At 41.8% G+C, this 20,357-nt stretch carries 21 protein-coding genes and 1 pseudogene; 6 read left to right on the forward strand and 16 right to left on the reverse strand.

Annotation, left to right across the window (positions count from 1 at the left end; all coding sequences use genetic code 11):
- Positions 1-180: 180 nt before the first annotated feature.
- The 4 genes and pseudogenes from B5354_RS06735 to B5354_RS06750 form a co-directional block, all read left to right on the forward strand.
- Complete coding sequence (locus tag B5354_RS06735) at positions 181-975, forward strand: ABC transporter ATP-binding protein (protein ID WP_079527195.1); 795 nt, start codon at positions 181-183, stop codon at positions 973-975.
- Positions 953-1,714, forward strand: a complete 762-nt coding sequence (locus B5354_RS06740) for an ABC transporter permease (protein ID WP_079527197.1) — start codon at positions 953-955, stop codon at positions 1,712-1,714. Before B5354_RS06735 ends, B5354_RS06740 begins: the two co-directional genes overlap by 23 nt.
- A 143-nt stretch (positions 1,715-1,857) precedes the next feature.
- On the forward strand, positions 1,858-2,856 hold the full coding sequence (locus B5354_RS06745) for an ABC transporter substrate-binding protein (RefSeq protein WP_079527199.1): 999 nt from the start codon (positions 1,858-1,860) through the stop codon (positions 2,854-2,856).
- Positions 2,857-2,972: 116 nt separating this feature from the next.
- Positions 2,973-3,943: pseudogene (locus B5354_RS06750) on the forward strand (transposase); the annotation flags it as partial.
- Positions 3,944-4,033: 90 nt separating this feature from the next.
- Here B5354_RS06750 and B5354_RS06760 read toward each other — a convergent pair.
- The 16 genes from B5354_RS06760 to B5354_RS06835 form a co-directional block, all read right to left on the reverse strand.
- Positions 4,034-4,756 (reverse strand): hypothetical protein, encoded by a 723-nt coding sequence (locus tag B5354_RS06760; protein WP_139377080.1) that lies wholly within the window; start codon positions 4,754-4,756, stop codon positions 4,034-4,036.
- 403 nt (positions 4,757-5,159) lie between these two features.
- Positions 5,160-6,995 carry a glycosyltransferase gene (locus tag B5354_RS06765; protein ID WP_079527207.1) on the reverse strand — a complete coding sequence of 612 codons (1,836 nt, stop codon included), beginning with the start codon at positions 6,993-6,995 and terminating at the stop codon, positions 5,160-5,162.
- 64 nt (positions 6,996-7,059) lie between these two features.
- A complete protein-coding gene (locus B5354_RS06770; protein ID WP_079527209.1) occupies positions 7,060-7,896 on the reverse strand; it encodes a flagellin N-terminal helical domain-containing protein in 837 nt (278 codons plus the stop codon).
- A 124-nt stretch (positions 7,897-8,020) separates the two neighbouring features.
- A complete protein-coding gene (gene csrA, locus B5354_RS06775; protein ID WP_079527211.1) occupies positions 8,021-8,248 on the reverse strand; it encodes a carbon storage regulator CsrA in 228 nt (75 codons plus the stop codon).
- Complete coding sequence (gene fliW / locus B5354_RS06780) at positions 8,235-8,687, reverse strand: flagellar assembly protein FliW (protein ID WP_079527213.1); 453 nt, start codon at positions 8,685-8,687, stop codon at positions 8,235-8,237. The genes csrA and fliW overlap by 14 nt, the downstream gene beginning before the upstream one ends.
- A 6-nt stretch (positions 8,688-8,693) precedes the next feature.
- Entirely contained in the window at positions 8,694-9,245 is a 552-nt protein-coding gene (locus B5354_RS06785; RefSeq protein ID WP_079527215.1) for a DUF6470 family protein, read from the reverse strand.
- 62 nt (positions 9,246-9,307) lie between these two features.
- Positions 9,308-10,183, reverse strand: coding sequence for a flagellar hook-associated protein FlgL (gene flgL, locus B5354_RS06790; RefSeq protein ID WP_079527217.1), 876 nt, complete (start codon positions 10,181-10,183; stop codon positions 9,308-9,310).
- Between the two features lie 11 nt (positions 10,184-10,194).
- Positions 10,195-11,739 carry a flagellar hook-associated protein FlgK gene (flgK, locus tag B5354_RS06795; RefSeq protein WP_079527219.1) on the reverse strand — a complete coding sequence of 515 codons (1,545 nt, stop codon included), beginning with the start codon at positions 11,737-11,739 and terminating at the stop codon, positions 10,195-10,197.
- A gap of 20 nt (positions 11,740-11,759) precedes the next feature.
- Positions 11,760-12,245, reverse strand: coding sequence for a flagellar protein FlgN (locus B5354_RS06800; RefSeq protein ID WP_079527221.1), 486 nt, complete (start codon positions 12,243-12,245; stop codon positions 11,760-11,762).
- Positions 12,246-12,257: 12 nt separating this feature from the next.
- Positions 12,258-12,527, reverse strand: coding sequence for a flagellar biosynthesis anti-sigma factor FlgM (flgM, locus tag B5354_RS06805; protein ID WP_079527223.1), 270 nt, complete (start codon positions 12,525-12,527; stop codon positions 12,258-12,260).
- Between the two features lie 58 nt (positions 12,528-12,585).
- Complete coding sequence (locus B5354_RS06810; RefSeq protein ID WP_079527225.1) at positions 12,586-13,008, reverse strand: TIGR03826 family flagellar region protein; 423 nt, start codon at positions 13,006-13,008, stop codon at positions 12,586-12,588.
- Positions 13,009-13,076: 68 nt separating this feature from the next.
- A complete protein-coding gene (locus tag B5354_RS06815) occupies positions 13,077-13,646 on the reverse strand; it encodes a ComF family protein (protein WP_245804732.1) in 570 nt (189 codons plus the stop codon).
- A 101-nt stretch (positions 13,647-13,747) separates the two neighbouring features.
- Complete coding sequence (locus B5354_RS06820; protein ID WP_079527229.1) at positions 13,748-15,079, reverse strand: ATP-dependent helicase ComFA; 1,332 nt, start codon at positions 15,077-15,079, stop codon at positions 13,748-13,750.
- 179 nt (positions 15,080-15,258) lie between these two features.
- Entirely contained in the window at positions 15,259-16,104 is an 846-nt protein-coding gene (locus tag B5354_RS06825; RefSeq protein WP_079527231.1) for a DegV family protein, read from the reverse strand.
- 391 nt (positions 16,105-16,495) lie between these two features.
- Positions 16,496-17,173, reverse strand: coding sequence for a response regulator (locus B5354_RS06830; RefSeq protein ID WP_079527233.1), 678 nt, complete (start codon positions 17,171-17,173; stop codon positions 16,496-16,498).
- A 163-nt stretch (positions 17,174-17,336) separates the two neighbouring features.
- Entirely contained in the window at positions 17,337-18,476 is a 1,140-nt protein-coding gene (locus tag B5354_RS06835) for a sensor histidine kinase (RefSeq protein WP_079527235.1), read from the reverse strand.
- 168 nt (positions 18,477-18,644) lie between these two features.
- On the opposite strand from B5354_RS06835, the gene B5354_RS06840 reads away from it, so the two are divergent.
- Positions 18,645-19,283: a YigZ family protein gene (locus tag B5354_RS06840; protein ID WP_079527237.1), complete on the forward strand. Its 639-nt coding sequence runs from the start codon at positions 18,645-18,647 to the stop codon at positions 19,281-19,283.
- Between the two features lie 47 nt (positions 19,284-19,330).
- On the forward strand, positions 19,331-20,356 hold the full coding sequence (locus B5354_RS06845; RefSeq protein ID WP_079527239.1) for an LCP family protein: 1,026 nt from the start codon (positions 19,331-19,333) through the stop codon (positions 20,354-20,356).
- Position 20,357: the final 1 nt, after the last annotated feature.

A 20,357-nucleotide genomic window follows, 5' to 3' on the forward strand; every position in this document is an offset into this window, starting at 1 on the left:
AGTAGATGAAAAGAGTTGAATACATAATCGGGAAAAAATCGTGCACAGCATGAATCCTGTTCAAACAGTTATAAAAGCCGGTAAAACAATTGACACTGCAGTCAACAAATCGGTATAATTTAATACAATGTTTAAAACCGACTTTGTTTATAGGAATTATTATAATAAGGAGGTAGTTTATTGTTTCTAGAGATGCAGCATGTTGGAAAAACCTTCACGGACCAAGAACAGCAAGACTTTGAAGTTTTTTCCGATATCGACCTCAGCATAGCCGAAAACCAATTCGTTTCAATCCTTGGACCTTCCGGCTGTGGAAAATCAACCTTACTTTCCATGGTCGCTGGACTTGAACATACTACTGAAGGTTCCATTACCCTTCAAAACAAGGAAATCAAGCAAGCCGGCCCCGACCGCGGCATGGTATTTCAACAGCCTTCCTTGTTTCCATGGCTCAACGTTCGTGACAATGTAACCTTTCCCCTTAAAGGGACAATGAGTAAAAAAGAAGCCAACACACTTGCCGACCACTTTTTGAAAATGGTTCATTTAAGCCGCTTTAAAGAAAACTTCACCTATGAATTATCAGGCGGAATGCAGCAGCGTGTGGCTATCGCCAGAGCGTTAGCCATGGATCCAAAAGTGCTGTTAATGGATGAACCCTTTGGCGCCCTCGACGAACAAACTCGCCACATCTTACATGATGAACTCATTAAAATTTGGCAGGAAACACAAAAAACGATCCTGTTCGTTACCCACAGCATTCAAGAAGCTATTAAACTATCAGATCGCGTCGTCGTGATGGGTACACGTCCCGGCCGAATCATCGCTGACTTTACCATCGATATTCCAAGACCGAGAAAACGTGATAATGAACACGTCATTGAACTCGAGAGAAAAGTAATGGATTTACTTGAAGGCGAAATTAACAAAGTTTTAAAGGAAGAGCTCTCAAATGAAATTGAATATAGTCGTTAAACGCATACTGTTTTTAGTTGCCGTCATCGGATTATGGCAGTTAGTATTCTCAGCCGGCGTGTTTCCAGATATCATCTTACCTTCTCCCGGAAAAGTCTGGACCGCATTATACGAAGGTTTCGCAAGCGGAGATTATGTCGAAGCATTAGGAGCAAGCTTTAAGCATTTACTGCTCGGCATGTCGATGGCTATCGCGCTCGGAACCATCGTCGGTGTTATTTTTGGAAAATCAAAACAAGCCGACGAAACAGCCGGTATGTACTTAATTGCCCTGCAAAGTATTCCAAGTATCGTCTGGGTCCCATTAGCCATCATGCTATTCGGCTTCACCGAATTTGCTGTTGTTTTCGTCGTTGTGCTAGGAGGAACCTTCGTCATGGCTCTAAATGTACGGTCAGCGATTCACAACGTCCCTCCCCATCTCGTGCGAGCAGCAAGAACGATGGGTACAAAGGGATTCGGGTTATTCTACCGCGTCGAAGTCCCAGCAAGCATTCCTTATTTTATGTCAGGTGTCCGACTTGCCTGGGCCTTCAGTTGGCGCGCCTTAATGGCCGGTGAATTATTAAGTAACGGGCCAGGACTTGGCTACTCGTTGCGATATGCCCAGGATTACGCCCGCATGGATCAAGTGATCGGCATTATTATCATAATCGGAGTCATCGGCGCTATCGTCGACCAGCTCGTTTTTTCCAAGTTAGAAAAAAATGTGATGAAACGCTGGGGATTAGTTAAATAAAAAGAAAAGCGAAAGCGCACTGGTAAGACACGGACAGCATAATAGAAGCGACTCAATGGGGTGATCTATCCCCATAGTGGCGATTCGATTATGTCTCGAGTGTCTGTGCGCTGTAGCTAGCCAAAAGAAAGGATGAAGAACACATGAAGAAATTATTATCTCTTATCTCTCTCGTTACGCTTAGCTTGTTGTTAGCTGCCTGTGGAAGCAGTGAAGAAGAAGCAAGCGGTGACGGGTCAAAAGAAATTACAATCGGGTACTTCCCGAACATTAACCACGTAGCCGGAATGGTTGCAGAAGAAAAAGAACTTTACTCTGAAACCTTGCCAGATGGAACGACCGTAAACTATAAATATTTCCCTGACGGATCAGCGTTTATGACCGCTGTTGAAACAGGTGAAGTACAAGGCGGACTCGTCGGACCTGGCCCAGCTATGAACCACTTCACAAGCGGCGCGAAAATTAACGTCGTAGCGGCAGGTTCTACCGGAGGAACCGTGATTATGGCTAGAAAAGGTGCTAACATCGAAACACCAGAAGACTTAAAAGGCAAAACGTTCATCTCTCCACGTGTCGGCTGTACCCACGACGTCCAGTTCGAAACGATGATGAAAGAAGAATACGGCATCACATCCAGCAGAATTGGCGGAACGATGAAACACGTAACTGGGAAACCCGCTACCTATAACGCCATGTTCAAAGCAGGCAAAGTAGACGCCGCAACCGTCCCTGAACCATGGGCTTCTGTGATTGAAGCACAAGGAAACGGCAAAGTGCTAGTGGACACACCAGAGGTAGCTTACGGTAAAACATTGCCAGCAGCCGTTTTCGTTACCTCTCAAGAACTAGTCGAAAATAATCCTGAGATGGTTCAAAGCATCGTAGACGCCCATAAAAAAGCAACGAAGTTCATTCAAGAAAACCCTGAAGAAGCAAAAACGATCGCGATTGATAAAATTAAGGAAATTACTGACCAAGAACTTTCTAAATCCGTAATTGATAATGCGTGGGAACGTATTAATTTCACGTATGAAGTTAATGGAGATGTTCTGCAGGACTTTGCGAATTCTTCTTATGAGCTTGAGTTTTTGAAGAAGAAGCCTGATTTAGAGGGATTGGTTGATACGGGTTTTATTGAGTAATTGAATGATAAGGAAAGCCAGCCGGGAGCGGCTGGCTTTTTTTAGGACAATAATTTCTTTTTCTTTATATATGAATCAATTTCATAAATCTCAGCCCTTGTCTCCCAAGGACTTGAAGACAAATCCTTCTTCAAGCAATGGAAGAAGGATATATTCAGGATGAAGCGATCGCCATTGACGCTACCCACTTCGGAGCACGTGATCAAGCAACCAAACAAGAAAAGGAACCCCAACCCGAACCGAAAAAGCGGGGTCGCAAACCGAAGGCAGAACGCGAACAGTGGTTGAAAGAACAACGAGAGCGAGAAGCCAATCGTCCTCTTTATGAAAAAACCATTGAGGATCAGCTATCTCATCCTGTTTCTAATTTGTTTGAACAAGCTCCCCTGGATCCAAAATGGGGCATTAAGAAAAACAGTGAAGGCAAAAATGTCTTTTGGTTCGGCTATAAAGCTCACTTAGCCTTCGGTACGCAAAGTCAGTACATTCTTTCTTCGTTGACCGGAAACCTCCATGCCTGGAAAACTGCCATTCCTTTATTAAAGAAAATACGGCGAGCCTTCGATGTCTCGTTGCGTTATGGAATACTGGATGCCGGTTATGATTACACTTCAATCTATCAACAGTTGGATGACATGGGAACCCACGCAGTCATCGTATATAACCGTCGCAACGAGAAGGAAATGGTAGGTTTCAATGAACATTTTGCCCCTACCTGTGTCCGTGAACACTCTTATCGGTATGAGAGCTACGATCCCAAATATGTTACGTTAAAATCAAAGACTACCCTCTGCGTCATGAAGACTTATGTCAAAAGGTTTACAAGGTCAAGCGGACGCAGGAATTGCGCAAGTACAGTGTGCCTGCCCGAGGATCTAAGAAATGGGATGAGATTTACAAACAACAAACAGCTGTCGAACGGGACATCGGTTATTTAAAAGAGTATTTTATGTTGAACAATGTACGTCATCGAACAGGAAAGAAAGCCAAGATGCACTTTCAGCTTGTGACGGTTGTTTATAATGCATCGAAATTAGCTGTAGATCATCTGAACAGCCTCACTCATCAGGAAACCATAGTTTCGTAAGCCTGAAAAATCACGTTATCAATATTCTGAAGGGCTGAACTTTTTTAAATAGAGCCATTATGAAATTGATTCAGGTATACTATTTATAAATTATGGTAGTAATATCCAAGATGTACTTAAAATATGACTTAAAATATATTGAACTGTATCAAGATCATTCATCTGACCCATAGAAGAAAGCTTCCTTTGATACGGTGTACCAACTAATTGTTCACTTAAATCATTTTTGAGATTATGCACATATTCCTTGTCAATTCTTCTCCTCTGTATGTTAGAATCAACAACTGGTTTGAATGGTTTTAGAGGAAAAGTTTTCGAATGCAAAATGGCTTTAGTTCCATACTGACTATAAGTAATATTATGTTTGGCATTGTCTGTTATATTTGATCCGTTCAAATCTATCCAGATTGATGAATCAACAATATTCTGGGCACCATAACGTATTTGCAAATCATTTCTAGTAGAAAAGAGGGGGGCACAGTAAAAATAATCCCTTCCTGAACTAAGTGATATCATTCTATTATGTTGAAACGTATTGACACCAAACCTATAATAAGGTCCATGATGTTCATCATAAAAATGTCGGTTATTGTGTTGACGATTTTGAGCAAAGTTAGGAATTTTATGTTGTAGAAAAAGTGACTGCCTATAATTACCATATTCTAATTCAAAATTAACATCGTAACCTAATAGCTTTTCTTGCCTTTGACTAGGTAAAAAAGGATATGTTGCTAGTATACCCTTATACTTTTTACTAAACTCAGCATTAAAGCAAAATTCAAAAGTTCGTTCACTAAAACCACAATTACTCATTTGTATCATCCTCTTAATATTAGGTAAAATAAAAACAGGGTCAGTTTTCAAAATATTAGAAGACCCTTGCATAAAACTAGGATCCTTATTTATGATTTACGTTACACTAATAAGTTTTATACGCCTTAAGGCATTTGACTGGCTTGTTAAGCCACCATGTCTCTCGAGCATATAATAGACTATGTCTTGGTATGGACACTTCGAATATCAGCTTGGCTGCTGATTTCTCAATTAAAACCTTGAATGCCTGTCGATTCAAAATTCAAGTTGTAAAAAGAAAAATTCTAAAGGTTTTCTACAACCCCCCCCCCCGCTGATTGTAACCTCTAGCAGTAACCAGACAAGACAGCTAATTGGTCAGATGCAAAATAACAGATAAATTTAATATTACACTTTCTTGGATTTAAGCCTCGTTTTTTTCATGATTAAAGGCTTTAGAAAAATAAATAGTTGATAGCATATTAATACATGATTCTTCTAGTTCTTTATTTGTCATTACTAATAGCACAACCTCTTCAGCCAGTTCATGTTGTTGCTTTTTTGTAAGAAATTCAATTAAAAAAGTTATACAATCGATATCTAATATATCTTCTATTTTTAGATTTTCTCTAATTCTTATAGCCTCTGTCGCAAAGTGAAATGCCGAGCCATATTCACCTAGATCCAGATATAGTCCAGCTAATAAACCTAAAAGTTTCCGTGAATTACCTCTTACCTGAATTGCTTCATCTGCCAATCTAATCGCTTCATAAATATCACCTGACATTTTAAATAAAAAAATTTGAAGAAGAACTTCCCTATTATCAATATCGTTGGCGATAGAATCTATATATACTAATAAAGAACGTTTAGTTTTTTGATTTTTTGTTAATACTTGCACTGACTTCTCATAATGACCAACTTGAAAATATGCCAATGCCATTTGTATGTAATCAAAAGTTAATTTGTCTTCAATATTCTCTTTTGATGTAAGAAGTTCTAGCGATAAACTATAACGTCTTTGAATATTGTAAAGACATAATAACTCATTTTTAATATGATTATTTTGTTTATAACTTTCATATAGCTGTATCATTTTATTTGTAAAATTATCTACGGATGAGGTCCTAAAATTTTCATCATTAATAAAAGAAGTTAATGGTTCAAAAAGCTTGTTCCAATCAAAATCTTCACTGGTAGTCTTTGCTCTTTGTGACTCCAATTTGTATTCTGCGTCATCCATATATATATATTTATCAATATAGGTTAAAAAATCTTTATAGTTTAACGCGGTTTGGGAACCTTTAATTCCTATTAAATCAGGCATCATTGTTGTTACAACTGGTGTGGAGGAACTTAGATATTCATAAAATTTTAATGGTGTTACAGCAGTTGTTAATCTATTAACTTTGAATGGTATTATAGCTACCTTAGCTTGAGATAAATAAGATGGTAATTCTTCGTACTTCTTTTGCCCTAAAAAGTATATATTAGAAATCTCCGGCAACCTTTTCTTCACTTTAGCTCCGATAAATACAAAAGAATATTCAGGTCTAGATTCTGCAACAAACCTAATAAGCTCGGTATCAACCCAACCTGCTATAGCACCCATAAAAAAGACAATAGGTTTATTAATAGAAAGAGTATCCTTAGGAATATCTTGAGTTTGAATAGTATTATTAAAACTATAATCTTTATTCCATACACCATTAGGTAAATAATAAATGTTTTCATTTAAATGCGCCATTTTTAAATATAAGCTCCTAGCTGAAACAATTACTAAATCAGCCATACTTGCAATCTTTCTTTCATAATGAATTAAATCATTTTGATAACCCCAATCTAAATCATTAACAAATGACTCCCAATCATCCAAACAATCATAAATCAATTTTGAGTCAGTAGAAATACCAGCAATGTATTTTCCCCAGTTAGGATGCGAAACTATAAAGGTAACCTTACCTTTTGCATCTCGTTCAATAATCTCTAAGATTTCTTCTAAACCATTTTCAGAACCAACTGTATCATATAATAGTTTTTTCATTACAAATAGATTTTGTTTTACTTCTTTAGAGTACTTTTCAAGAAGCTTTTGAAAACTCAACTTCTTGATAATACAGTTTTGTAGCACTACTTTATCGCCAATTATTGGCAAAAAAACAACCCGATATCCTTGAGTGGAGAAATGTTTTGCCATATGGTGTGGTCTTTGTTTTAAGGAATTGAATGTAACTCCTGTAAGCATAACAATTGTTTTCATATTTACCACCTTTATAAAATAAAGACTCACCTCATTTGAAGCGAGCCTTTAATCAAGTAATCCATTAACGAAGTAACTGAAGTACTCCCTGTGGTTGCTGATTTGCTTTTGCCAACATTGCTTGGGATGCTTGAGCAAGAATTGAATTCTTAGTCTGATTCATCATCTCTTTTGCCATGTCCACATCACGGATACGAGACTCAGCTGCGGTCAGATTTGTACTAGCATTATCTAGATTGTTAATTGTATGTTCTAAGCGGTTTTGCCAAGCCCCAAGCTGTGAACGCCCTGCGGATACATCTTCAATAGCTGTTTGGATAGAGTCAATCGCAGTTTGAGCATTTGCGGTATTGGAAAGGTCGAGGGAGGCTAAATCAGTCCCCACTATATCAGTTAAATCAATACCTTTTTTTGTAAAATCTAATGTCATCACTTCTCCTGAATTTGCACCTACTTGAATAGTGACTGTTCCTCCACTACCAGAAGACCCATCTAATAGGTTTTGAGTGTTAAACTGCGTATTATCCTTTATTCTGCCTAGCTCAGTTACTAATTCATCAACTTCATTCTGTAATGCGTCTCTATCTTCTGTAACATTTGTATCGTTTGATGCCTGTACCGCAAGTTCACGCATACGTTGAAGAATTGAGTGTACTTCATTTAGAGATCCTTCAGCAGTTTGTATCATTGAAATACCATCTTGTGAGTTTTGAGAAGCTTGCTCTAACCCACGAATTTGTCCACGCATTTTTTCTGAAATTGATAGACCTGCCGCATCATCTGCAGCACTATTAATACGAAGGCCTGAAGACAATTTTTCCATTGAATTAGACATAGCATCATTCGCTTGTCCTAACTGACGATACGTGTTAAGTGCCGCAATGTTGTGATTAATTCTCATGTTATAAATTCCTCCTTGAATAGGTCATCCCACGTCCTTGTGAGATGCTGTTTAGTTACAAAACAAAAGCCGGCCGATTTTGTAATGTGGTACATTACTTATATCGGACGACTTCACATAGAGTTTAATCTTTTTTTGAACTTTTTAGCAGCTCCAGCAAGTTTTCCGAGAACATTGTCGCTTCCTTATTCTCCTCTTGAATCGCAGCATATACTTCTTGCCGGTGAATCTCCACATGCTTCGGTGCATCGATCCCGAGCTTCACCTGCCCGCCTTCCACTGACACAATCTTAAGCTCAATCTCATCACCAATCCGGATCGACTCACCAGCTTTGCGATTAAGGACGAGCATGCTGTTCACCGCCTTTTCCTTGCCCAAGCGGCCTTCTTGTCTGATAGTTATCTTCCGTTAAAATAACCTGCTTCGCCTTTCCATTATGTACATTCACTAGTATTGGAGCTTGCAAGTTCAGGGTTGAATCATGAAAAGGCTCCCGCAGTGTCACCACACTATAAACCGCTACATCCTTCGGTTTTTCAATTCCTAACTCAATTTGAGCACCGTCTCCAATTTCAAATTCATACGTTTTTTGAAATAAATAAGGGTTCGTTACAATCAGAGACACGTTTTTATCTTCACAGGATTGCAGCGCATAATAAAGTCCCGCTTCATCCACCGGTAATAGAACAAAAGCATGATAGCTCTCAAAACCAGGCAATCCCTGCTCAAAATGAACCGTTTCTTTCTCTTCAACGTCTACCGTCCCAAAATATTTTGTTTCTACCTTCATCTCTCATCACACTTTCCAATCAATTTGAATATCAGCATATTGCTGCATATAAATATCAACATTCCCAGGCTGATACGAAATGTCCGGCTTGCGAGGTTCCGCTGAAATAATCGGTTCTTGAGGTTCCACAGATATATCCACTTCTGCTGGCGTATAATCAAGATCAACCAATTCATAAGCTGGCCTTCCCCCTGGCTGAAGCGTAAACTCATACTTAGCATTGTGCTTCGCATGAGCTGCAATCGGATTTCCTCCATCCTCGATCCGCATCAGTTCGTCCCCTTCGCGGGAAACACGAGCAATCCCCTCCATCCATATTTGCCTGGCGTCACTCACTAACTCATCTGCTCGTGCAAACACGTTTTTCAAATCAAGATTATGCCAGGCTTTCGTTTGATCTATCGTTAACTTCCCAGGACGAGTCTCGATCGTCATTTGCGCTTTCGACTGCTGGATGGATTGTGCAGCTTGATGCTGACGAATCGTTTGCCGTCCTGGTACAGTCCTGATTCCAATTCGAGCATCTGTCGATTGGAGATGGAGCTGAGGTACAGACATTCCGACCCCTCCTTCCAAGAAAACTGGCTATAAAAGGAGACTGCCTCAATGGAGAAGCAGTCTTATCTTAGAAAATCCATCAATGTCGGCTGGATAATACGTGATCCAACTGCTAACGCTGCTCGATGAATACTTTCTTGCGTTTTTAAATTCGTAATCACTTTTTCGATATCAGCATCTTCATTCTCTGACATCATCTTCGTAGCACTAACTTCTTGGGCTTCGATTCGACCTTCAATCAACTCCACCCGGTTCATCCGAGCGCCAAGGTCGGCACGTTCATTGACGATGTTATCGATGTGCTGATCGAAGGTACCAAGGTAATCACTAAGTTCCTCATCACTGCCATCACCTTCTAACGCATCAGCAAACGCTTCTATGTCTTCAAAAAGCTTCTGACTAAAAACAGGCTGTGGATTAACATTCACTTGAATTTTGACCCCAGCCGAAACCTCAATCTGAACAGGGGTTTGAGTACTATCGACTGTATAGTCGGTCAGATCAACAGGAGCTTCCGTCGTATTCGCCCCGTTAAAAATATACTTATCATTCACTTTCGTGTTCGCAATCGTACCGAGATGCTCTTTCAGCTGACGAATCTCCTTGGCAATGTTGGCCCGCTGCCCGTCTTCATATGTCCCATTACTTGCCTGAACCGTAAGCTCACGAATCCGCTGCATCGCCTGCGTAGCCTTATCCAGAGCGGCGTCACTATTGTCCGTCCAGTTATGTACCGTCCCAATATTACGTTTATACTGCTGAACCTCGCTCAGCTGTGAACGATAGTTAATCCCTTTCATCGCTACTACCGGATCGTCAGACGGCTGACTTATTTTCTTCCCCGTATAAAGCTGTTCCTGATATTTACCCATCTGGCTGTAACTGTTGCTCAAGTTGCGAAGCATATTGCTCGTTAACATTCCCTGGGTCACACGCATTCGCTACTCACCTACCTTCCCATTTGATTAATAATTCGATCAAGCATTTCGTCGACTACCGTTATATTTCGAGCCGCTGCATTATACGCATGCTGGAATTTAATCATATTGGTCATTTCTTCATCTAAGGAAACCGCGCTGACCGATTGTCGCTGTTGATTGACAGAAGCACGTAACGTGGCAGAGTTGCTTTCCATACGGTAAACTTCCTGTGCTTCGACGGCCATCGTTCCAATGATGGATTCGTAAAACGTGCTGACCGACGTTTCTTCTCCTAGAATGGCAGAAGCCTCATCCCGTACATCTGCTAACTCACCAGCATTGGCACCATTTCCCGCCAATTCTCCATTCGCTGCGGCAATATGATCGGAACCGTTTTTAATCACGTCCGTTAAATCTAAAGCGCCCGCTAGACCGCGTACGACGCCATTTTCGTCAGCAGACAATGACTCATCAATCTGAAAAAAGGCAGGTGGCTGCGTACCGTTTTCCATTGAGTTTAGCGATTCACCACTCGTTTGCACCGCATTAAAAGCTGTCGCATAGGCTGTAGCCATTTTATCCAAATCATACTGCATAGCCTCATAAGTACCTTTAGCTTCACCACCGGCCATATAGCCGCCAGACTCAATCAAACCTGTTAACTTTCCTTGTGAAGAAAAGTCTTCTACCTGGTAGGTCGCCGTTCCCACTGTGATCGACTCAGCAACAGGGGTGCCGTCAGCAGGATAATTAACCGTAACTTCATTCACCGTATTATTCGCACCATTGACTAATGTGGAAGCAGGTGACAACGGCTGACCCCCGACACCAACGATTGAAATCGTCGCTTTCCCCATCGCTAACGGGTCAGCGGATTTCGGTGTATCTTCATAACTGACGTCAATATTCACAAGCCCTGACATCTGATCTATTAAGCGGTCCCGCTCATCATACAAATCGTTAGGCACATAGCCATGCGGCTCAACCTCAGCAATCTGCTGATTCAAATTATTAATTTGATTCGCAAGGGAATTCAATTCTTTAGTCGTCACGCCAACTTCTGTTTTAATATCATTTTGCATTCTATGTATAGTGCTAGATAAATAATTAAACGTCTTCGCCACCGCCAGACCACGCTGAACGACCACATCACGGGCCCCTGAGTTTTGCGGGTTGACCGACAAGTCCTGTAATGATTGCCAAAATCGATCCATCGTTTTTGCCAGACCGCTGTCAGATGGTTCGTTCATCACTGATTCCAGGCGGCCAAATGCATCCGAACGAGCTTCATAGTAACCTGTTTTACTATTTTCGCCTCGAAATTGATCGTCTAAAAAACCAACCCGAATCCGTTCAATCGACCCAGCCTGAACACCGCTTCCCATCTGCCCCGGAATCTCTGGACGGTTCCGCGATGCTGCCGGAAACGGACCCGTTTGTTCAAAATTAACACGCTGACGCGTATATCCGGGTGTATTGGCATTGGCAATATTATGCCCTGTAGTATATAAAGCCGCTTGCTGGGTAAAAAGCCCGCGCTTGGCCACTTCTAAACCATGAAAGGTAGAAACCATATGAACTCTCCTCTTCTATCTTATGCCTTCGAATCAAATACAGAGCGCTTTTGCTCCCCGCCTTGAGAAGACGTGCCATAATTCATATTCGTTAAAGACGGCTGCAGCATATCTAAGGACATCGTAATAAACTGCAACGATTGCTTCGTCAGCTCCGCATTTAACACTTCCTGCTGTTTCAAATCGGCCAGCACAAGAATGAAAGCATCATAAGCCTCCTTGAGCCGCACCCTCTCCTGTCCTTCCACAGCCTCAAGCATCTCAGAAACCGTCGGAGCCTCACCAGCAAATCCTGCCGACTCCGCCCAGGCCGCAGCCCTAGCCATCCGCTGCTTCTCAACCGTATTAATTCCCTGGACATGCTTCCGCTCCTGGACAAGAATATCCTGCAGTGCTTCCGTATCATTCGATTTCAATATTTCCGTCTTCCGCGTCGACAAGGCAAGCAGACTTTCATGAAGCTGTTGCAATCGCCCCATCTGCTCTATGATGCTATCGATCGTCACAGTCATTCTCCTTTATCCCTTTTTCGAAAAGAAATCAATCATCTTCTTAGCCGTTGCATTCGAATCCACCTGGTACTTACCACTCTCGACAGCCACCTTAATCTCATCCACATGCTTCTGGCGAGCCTCATTTTTCTGCTCAGACCCTTGAAGTGCCTTACCCTGGTGAGAAATTTCGACCTTATCCCGCTGACTCTGCATTTGCCTTTGCACATCAGATTGCTGCGTTATATGCTTTTTATAAGGGTTAAAATTAGAATGGTTTGGACCATTGATCTTCATTTCATTCACCTCTCGTTCAAAATCATTACTTTATTTATCGGACCGCTTCTTTGGATGTTTAGACTTTATCCTGCTTAATCGAATAATAAGTCACCTGACCCATATCGTCCTGCCTATTACGCTTCTGAAGCTGCTCCATTTCATCATGCTTTTGGAGCCCGCGGTCAAATTCACGCCGGCACCCATCACAAAGACGCCCCTCACGAATCTGCGCCCCGCACTTCTCACAATCATACGTCAACTGAGGAAACTGAGCCGGATGCAGACGCTTAGACTTTACAAAACTTCGAATCCGAACCTCCTCCACACCCGTTTCCTCAACAATCTCCTGCATATTCGCTGTCCGATTCCGTTTTTTACGCAAAAACGTGTACACCACCTGAAAGTCACGCTCTTCCTGCTTCACACAATGCGGACAAACAGAAGCCGCCCCCTTCATAAACAATGCATGGCACCTCGGACAATTCGCTAAATCAGTCATCTTCAAACTTCCTCCTGTATACCTCTTTTTCTATTATATCGGCAAACTCCCAATAATCCAAAGAGCGATCAGCGAAAAAGTGTAAACGAATAAACAGCCGGACACCCAGATTCCTTTAACAACTTCGCCAAATGCCGCACCGTCACCCCCGTCGTATAAATATCATCTACCAGCAGCACAGGCCGTGAAGACCCCCTCATCAACTCAAACGGATTCCCCGCCTCCATCCGCTCCCTGCGCCCACGCTTCGACTGCTTCTCGCTTTCCCTTCTCGTAAAAAAATCATGAGAATCAAGCCCGAGCAATTGAATAACCGCATCCGATTGATTGAATCCCCGCTCCAGAAGCCGTTGCCCACTAAGCGGAATCACCACCGCATCAGCACCCACATCACAAAAGTGCTGGTGATACGTCGTCTGTACAGCCTCAGCAAAGGCCCGGATCAGTATAAAGTCCCCACGATACTTCCATTTGGCCACGATCTCTTTTGCAAATTCATTATACGCATACACCGCCACATTTTTCTCAAGACATCCTGCGTACACATCTGATTGCTCCCAGCGCTCACAGTCATAACAAATCTCTTTCGCATCTTCACGGCCACACTTCGGACAGCCGATCTGATCAATGCGCTTCAATTTACCTGTACATCCTTCACAAATACTCCTGGTTCTTTGGGGAAGCAAGAACTGGTTCCAACTGACCTGTGCCACAATCTCCTCAAAACAAATCAAACACTTCATGGGCGCTGTCCCCGCTTGTTCATTCTCATAATCGCTTCTTGTGCATCAAGCATCGCGTTCGTTTTACCTCTATGAAAATAGATTACCTCACCGGTTGGATCATGAGCACTGCGGCCGGCGCGACCGGCAATTTGCACGAGAGCTGCCTCGTCAAACACTACATGCCCTGCATCAAGCACATAAACGTCAACAGACGGAAAAGTCACACCTCGCTCGAGGATCGTTGTCGTTACTAAAATACTGTATTCTTGGTTTCGAAATGCACGGACTTTCTCTTCACGGTCGGGATCTTCTGCATGAACAGAAGTAATAGCAGGATAGATTGGCTTTAAGATGTCCGTAACTAGCTGGGCATAATCTATAGTTGAAGTAAAAAGCAGAAGCTGTCTGCTCCCAAGCTGCTGAGCCTCTATAACCTGAAGAATAGTTTTCGGGAGACGGCGATTAGCCAATTCTTTTCTTAACAAAGGGCTGAGTTTTAACTTCGGAACAGGCAGGGGATGACCATGAAATCTTCTAGCGATGAATACGGAGGGAAGCTTTTTTTGATGAATCCGTTTCTTCTCTTGCCGTCTTGGAGTGGCCGTTAAATAAAGGAAGCAAGCATCTATCTTAGCTGCTCGTTTAGAAGCAAATTTTAGAGAGAGGTCGTTATGATAAGGAAAGGCATCAATTTCATCAATAATCATCACATCAAAGGCGTAGGCAAAACGATATAGTTGGTGTGTAGTTGATATCAACAGCTGGGCATCACCTGATTTTTCCTCACTATCACCATATAAAGCTTGAATCGATACATGTGGGAAAGCTTGTTTGAGCCTTGGAGTCAGTTCGCGAACGACATCCGTTCGAGGCGTAGCCAGACAAATCCGCTTGCCTGCTTTTAGGGCAGCTGTAAGCCCAGGGAACAACATCTCCGTTTTTCCTGCCCCACAAACTGCCCAAATCAGCAGCTCGCTTTGACCGTGTTCAATCGCCGAGACAATTTCATCAGCAGCATGTTGCTGCTCTGCCGTCAATTCCCCTTCCCAGGCACAAGGATTCTCAAGAATTGGCCAGGTGTAGTGAGGACTTCCTCTATATAGAGGTTCGCATTCCATGACACGCCCCATCATAATACAGTTCCTGCAGTACACACATGATTTTTGACAGGCAGCATGCGGCATGGCAGCAAATAAATACTGCTTATGGTTGCCGCATCGCTTACAAGTAAATCTAGACCTTTTCTTTTCAATAGCGATCTTACTTTCCATATAACCTTCTGAAATATACCATTGTAATTCTTCATCTGATAAAGGGATTTCTTGTCGGGTCAGCAGTTTTCCCATCAGCCACCTGGGAGATGACTGTTCAGGGATCGACCGAAGTGGTGCAACTTGCGGAGCAGCAGAGGATTTACGCACGGAGAATAAACGAGTCAGAAAAATCACTTCCTATTCTATTTTTATAAAGAAACTTGTAGAGGCTGGGACATAACTAAATTTTGTCCCAGCCCAATTAGACTCACTTAAGACTTCTTATACCAGCCAATGCCCATAGCTCCCTCACCGAGATGTGACCCAATGACAGGACCAAAGTAACTTACGGTCACCTCGACATTCTCAAACTGCTCTTCAATAGCGGTTTTGATTTGTTCGGCTTCCTGAGGTTGATTGGCATGAATGACACTTGCCTGGAAGGTACCTTCTTCAGTTATATCTTCTTCAAACAACGTCAGAATTCGTTTAAGAGCTTTTTTACGCGTTCTTATTTTTTCAAATGGAACGATTTTCGTATCGACAAAATGAAGAACAGGTTTCACTTGCAGAAGGCTCCCTACGAAAGCTTGAGCCCCATTCAGCCTTCCTCCTCTATGTAAATGGCTTAAATCGTCAGCCATAAAATAGGCTTGCATGGACAATTTCATCTCTTCTAATCTAGCAATAATCTGCTGTGGTGTTCCGCCATTGTTGGCTAGTTCAGCAGCTTCTATCGCATAGAAGCCCTGCATAAGGCAGCTAATTTCGGAATCAAACACGTGCACATCAAGGTCGTCTACCATTTCACTTGCAGCCACCATTCCTTGATACGTTCCGCTAATCCCGCTTGAGAGGTGAATCGCTACCACTGCATCAAAATCACGAGCTAACTCCTCTAGTCTTTCCGCCATCAGTCCGGTAGCAGGCTGTGATGTTTTGGGCAGTTCCTCGTGTTCTTTGACCATATCATAGAAGTCATCAGCCGTAATGTCGACTTCTTCCTGGTAGGACTCCTGGCCAAATATTACGTTCAAAGGCACCATATGGATTCTATTAGACTGACGTACTTTCTTAGGTATGTAAGCTGTACTATCCGTAAGCACCGCTGTTTTCATAGGATTGATCTCCTCCAATCTATTGTTAAACTATATGTATAGCTTGTCACGTTTTTCTATACCTACATTTTACACCAAGCCCTCATGCAATGCACCTACAATATGGAAAAGACGCGTTCTATTCACTATATACTTGGTTAGGGAGTTATCCTATTAAGATAAGGCGCTATCGCTCAGAGGCAGGGCGTTATCTCCATCCGTTAAGGGAGTATCTAACATAGGTGGGGCTCTATCACGATTCAATAAGTCGTTATCCCCTGAATCTTATCGCTAAACCCCCGACGGAACCTCAACAATCAGAAAAGAAATCACCTTAATCGACTGTAAAAGTTTCTTAAGCAATAGATAAGGGATCTGAAGTAATTTCTCTTCAGATCCCTTATCTTCTAGTTTATACGACTTCCACCCAGCCGTTCTTAATTGCCGTCACAACAGCTTGCGTACGATCGTTCACGTTCATTTTCTGTAGAATATTGCTAACATGGTTTTTAACCGTCTTTTCACTAATATATAACGCTTCAGCTACGCCGCGATTGCTGTTTCCGTCAGCCAAAAGCTGCAATACTTCACATTCACGTCTAGTTAAAAGATGAAGCGGCTTTCTGTACTCAATCGCGCGGTAAGCGTTGCCTTCCTTCGTCTCTGACAACCTGCGATATTCAGCGACCAGGTTATGAGTCACTTTTGGATGTAAGTATGAACCGCCCTCACTTACAACTTTAATCGCATCGATCAGTGCATCGGAATCCATTTCTTTCAACAAGTAGCCCTGTGCCCCTGTTTTCAATGCATGCGTTACATAGTTTTCGTCGTCATGAATCGACAAAATAATGATCTTTAAATCTGGGTATCTACTAGTAATTTCCGCTGTTGCTTCCACACCGTTCATACTTGGCATATTAATGTCCATCAATACGATATCCGGATTATTTTCTTCGATCAGCTCCAACGCTACATCGCCATCGTCTCCTTCGGCAACTACCTCAAAGCTCGTTTCAAAATCGAGGATACGCTTTACGCCTTCACGGAATAATTTATGATCATCAATCAAGACTATTTTTGTCGTCATGAATCTTCCTCCTAATTATTACATTCGATTGTTTTGCTGGTTTACTAGAATACGAATGAGAATCGTCTCATATTTTTCTCTGTTTAATATGTTTTCGTTCATTACCCTAATCCTATTTCCTATTATAAACGATTCAAGTCTTTTTACATAGTTGAATTAAAGATTAACTAGTAATTGGAATTTGAATCATGACGATGGTCCCTTGACCTTCTGAGGAATCTATTTTCAATTCCCCATGCACCATGTCTACACGTTCCCGCATACCCATGAGGCCGAAGGATTTCTCTTTTTTTATAGCCGGGTCAAAGCCCTTTCCATCATCTTTAATTAAAATGTTCGCATTCTCGGGCTTCATTTCTATGGCTACGTGGATTTCAGAAGGCTCTGCATGCTTCACAGCGTTCTGAACAGCTTCTTGAATCAGCCGAAATAAAGCCACCTCATACTTACTTTCAAGTCTTCGCTCATCTCCCATCGAAGTAAAGGAAATCTTGATGTTATTATACTCTTCAGTTGTGGCTAAGTATTTCTTTAGGGTGGGCACCAGACCTAAATCATCTAATGCCATTGGACGAAGATCATAAATAATACGACGCACTTCATAAAGTGCAGATCGCACAAGTTTACGAACATTCTTCATCTCATCAAGGGCTTCTTTAATTCCCCGCTCGTTAAAAGTCCGCTCCACTAAGTCGGAACGAAGCATTACATTAGCCAGCATTTGTGCCGGTCCATCATGAATTTCCCGGGAAAGCCTTCTGCGTTCTTCTTCTTGTGCTTCAATAATTTGCAAGCCGAATTCCTGTCTTTCCTGGGCTGATTCTAAAGCGTCAGTCACATGTTTAAAGTCTTCTGTTAAGTAATTCAACACAATAGAAATTTTGCCCGCTAAAGCTTCCGCACGTTGAATCGTATCATCCAGGCTGCGCAGTCGAAATTCAATCTCCTGACGCCTGATTCTCAGCTGTTTTTCTTTTTCCCTGGTCATGGATAAATCCATTTGCAAGGAATGAGTTTGTTCATAAACTTTACGAATTTCATGTTCTGAATACTGTTGAAATTGCTTGCTGACTTCCGACAATCGATTTTTAGATAGCCGAACCTTTTGATCAAGAAGGTCCCCGTCCTCAATTAAGTCAGTTACCTGCTCTTTGATACGGAGTAATTCTTTGTTCAGTTTCTCAAATTCGCTTCGGGAGTCTTCACCAATCTGGAAAATTTCATCTTTACTGTTCGTAACGGTATCGACCATTTCCCTGATTACATAGTCGAGTTCTTTATTCCCAGATCCATTCTCTTTCATAACAAGTCTCCTCCATCAATATTCACATACTCATTCGATTGACCTACGTCAATTTGTGGGGGTTATGCGAAAAACCACTATATTTTTTCTCTATTCTTGTTTGATCTACATTTGCCCATACCTATAAAGTCGTTATATAATAAAATCTTAGGAGGTTCAACTAAAACCATGTTAGAAAGCTATTATACCGTAAATTATCTAGGATCCGAAGAGCTGACAATACAGAAATCCCGATTTATCGGGCATGTTAAACGTTGTGAGACAGAGGATGAAGCTCAATCCTTCATAGAATCTATGAAGAAACAATATAAAGATGCTACACATAACTGTTCAGCTTATATGATAGGCGAACACGATCTCATACAAAAAGCCAACGACGATGGTGAACCAAGCGGGACAGCAGGAGTACCTATGCTTGAAGTCCTTAAAAAGATGGGACTTAAGGATACGGCAGTCGTTGTCACTCGTTACTTTGGAGGAACGAAGCTTGGGGCAGGCGGATTGATACGTGCTTACTCCAGTACAACTTCTGAAGCCATTAAGGCGACAGGTGTAGTTAAAAGAGAGCTCATGCAAACGATGAAAGTCTCCATTGACTACACGCTGCTCGGTAAAGTGGAAAATGAGATCAGACATTCAACCTATCATTTAGACGAGATTCATTACTTAGAAAAAGTCGAAATAGACGTTAAAGTCGAAACCAATCAAACTACAGCATTCGAAACCTGGATCACCAATTTAACAAGTGGTCAAGCTCTGATTGACAAGGGAGAATGCAATTATTCAGATACCCCCATTTCTTTGTGAAAGGGTTGTTTTTGAAGATCGTTACTTTTTGAAGGGGAAGATTTGTTATGAAGAGAAGTAAGTTGAAGATATTCTTATGGTCACTGGCTGCACTCCTCCTTATATTTGTAGGAGCCACAGTTGGGTATGCAGCCTATTTAACGGATAAAGCACGGGAAGTAGCTAAAGAATCGCACGATACATTAGAACGCGGTGGTAAATCCGACATGCGTACTGAAGCAGTTCAGCCTGAATTTGACAATACTTCAATTTTGTTCCTCGGGGTCGATGATAGTAATACGCGATCCAATGGGAATCCCTCTGGACACACCAGCCGTTCTGACGCCCTAGTGTTGGCTACTTTCAACGATGAAGAAAAGTCTGTTAAGTTATTGAGCATTCCACGGGATTCATATGTTTATATTCCAGAAGTCGGGTATCGAGACAAGATTACACATGCACACGCATTTGGAGGAACAGATGCGACAGTAAAAACAGTGGAAAACTTTCTGGATGTTCCAGTTGACTACTACGTCCGGTTGAATTTCAACTCGTTCATTGAAGTTATTAACGCTCTTGGCGGCGTCAAATTTAATGTCCCGTTTGACTTAACGGAGCAAAACAGTGAAGACACAGAAGGCGCTATTCACTTAGGAGAAGGGTTTCAAACCGTTACAGGTGAAGAAGCTCTGGCATTAGTACGTTCCCGTCAATATGACAGTGATTTAGCACGTGGTGAACGCCAAATGAAAATGATAGAAGCTATCATAGACAAAGCTTCCCAAGTTGGTTCCATTACTAATTACAGTAAAGTAATTGAATCAATCGGAAATAACCTGAAAACGAACCTTACCTTCTCAGAAATGACAGCGTATAAAGACTATGTCCTTCAACAGAATGGATTGGACTTTGAAGAAATGCAGCTTAATGGTCAAGGAACTTACATTGATGGAGTTTGGTACTACAAAGTAAATCAGACGAGCCTGCTAAATGTTCAGAACTCCCTTCAAGCTCACTTAGGAATAAATCACTCATCAAATAATAACTCATTTGCTGGGGACAATCAGGAAGATTCCTACGACTCCCTACAATAAG

The sequence above is a fragment of the Halobacillus hunanensis genome, from assembly GCF_900166655.1.
Taxonomy (GTDB): Bacteria; Bacillota; Bacilli; order Bacillales; family Halobacillaceae; genus Halobacillus_A; species Halobacillus_A hunanensis.

Coding starts and splice junctions, on each gene's coding strand:
- csrA (WP_079527211.1), bottom strand. CDS start 8,248: ATGCTCGTCCTTAATCGCAAAGCTGGTGAGTCGATCCGGATTGGTGAT.
- B5354_RS06785 (WP_079527215.1), bottom strand. CDS start 9,245: ATGTCTGTACCTCAGCTCCATCTCCAATCGACAGATGCTCGAATTGGA.
- B5354_RS06765 (WP_079527207.1), bottom strand. CDS start 6,995: ATGAAAACAATTGTTATGCTTACAGGAGTTACATTCAATTCCTTAAAA.
- B5354_RS06835 (WP_079527235.1), bottom strand. CDS start 18,476: ATGAAAGAGAATGGATCTGGGAATAAAGAACTCGACTATGTAATCAGG.
- B5354_RS06845 (WP_079527239.1), top strand. CDS start 19,331: ATGAAGAGAAGTAAGTTGAAGATATTCTTATGGTCACTGGCTGCACTC.
- B5354_RS06840 (WP_079527237.1), top strand. CDS start 18,645: ATGTTAGAAAGCTATTATACCGTAAATTATCTAGGATCCGAAGAGCTG.
- B5354_RS06830 (WP_079527233.1), bottom strand. CDS start 17,173: ATGACGACAAAAATAGTCTTGATTGATGATCATAAATTATTCCGTGAA.
- B5354_RS06770 (WP_079527209.1), bottom strand. CDS start 7,896: ATGAGAATTAATCACAACATTGCGGCACTTAACACGTATCGTCAGTTA.
- B5354_RS06760 (WP_139377080.1), bottom strand. CDS start 4,756: ATGAGTAATTGTGGTTTTAGTGAACGAACTTTTGAATTTTGCTTTAAT.
- flgM (WP_079527223.1), bottom strand. CDS start 12,527: ATGAAGATCAATGGTCCAAACCATTCTAATTTTAACCCTTATAAAAAG.
- B5354_RS06810 (WP_079527225.1), bottom strand. CDS start 13,008: ATGACTGATTTAGCGAATTGTCCGAGGTGCCATGCATTGTTTATGAAG.
- flgK (WP_079527219.1), bottom strand. CDS start 11,739: ATGGTTTCTACCTTTCATGGTTTAGAAGTGGCCAAGCGCGGGCTTTTT.
- flgL (WP_079527217.1), bottom strand. CDS start 10,183: ATGCGTGTGACCCAGGGAATGTTAACGAGCAATATGCTTCGCAACTTG.
- B5354_RS06820 (WP_079527229.1), bottom strand. CDS start 15,079: ATGGGAAAACTGCTGACCCGACAAGAAATCCCTTTATCAGATGAAGAA.
- B5354_RS06740 (WP_079527197.1), top strand. CDS start 953: ATGAAATTGAATATAGTCGTTAAACGCATACTGTTTTTAGTTGCCGTC.
- B5354_RS06745 (WP_079527199.1), top strand. CDS start 1,858: ATGAAGAAATTATTATCTCTTATCTCTCTCGTTACGCTTAGCTTGTTG.
- B5354_RS06825 (WP_079527231.1), bottom strand. CDS start 16,104: ATGAAAACAGCGGTGCTTACGGATAGTACAGCTTACATACCTAAGAAA.
- fliW (WP_079527213.1), bottom strand. CDS start 8,687: ATGAAGGTAGAAACAAAATATTTTGGGACGGTAGACGTTGAAGAGAAA.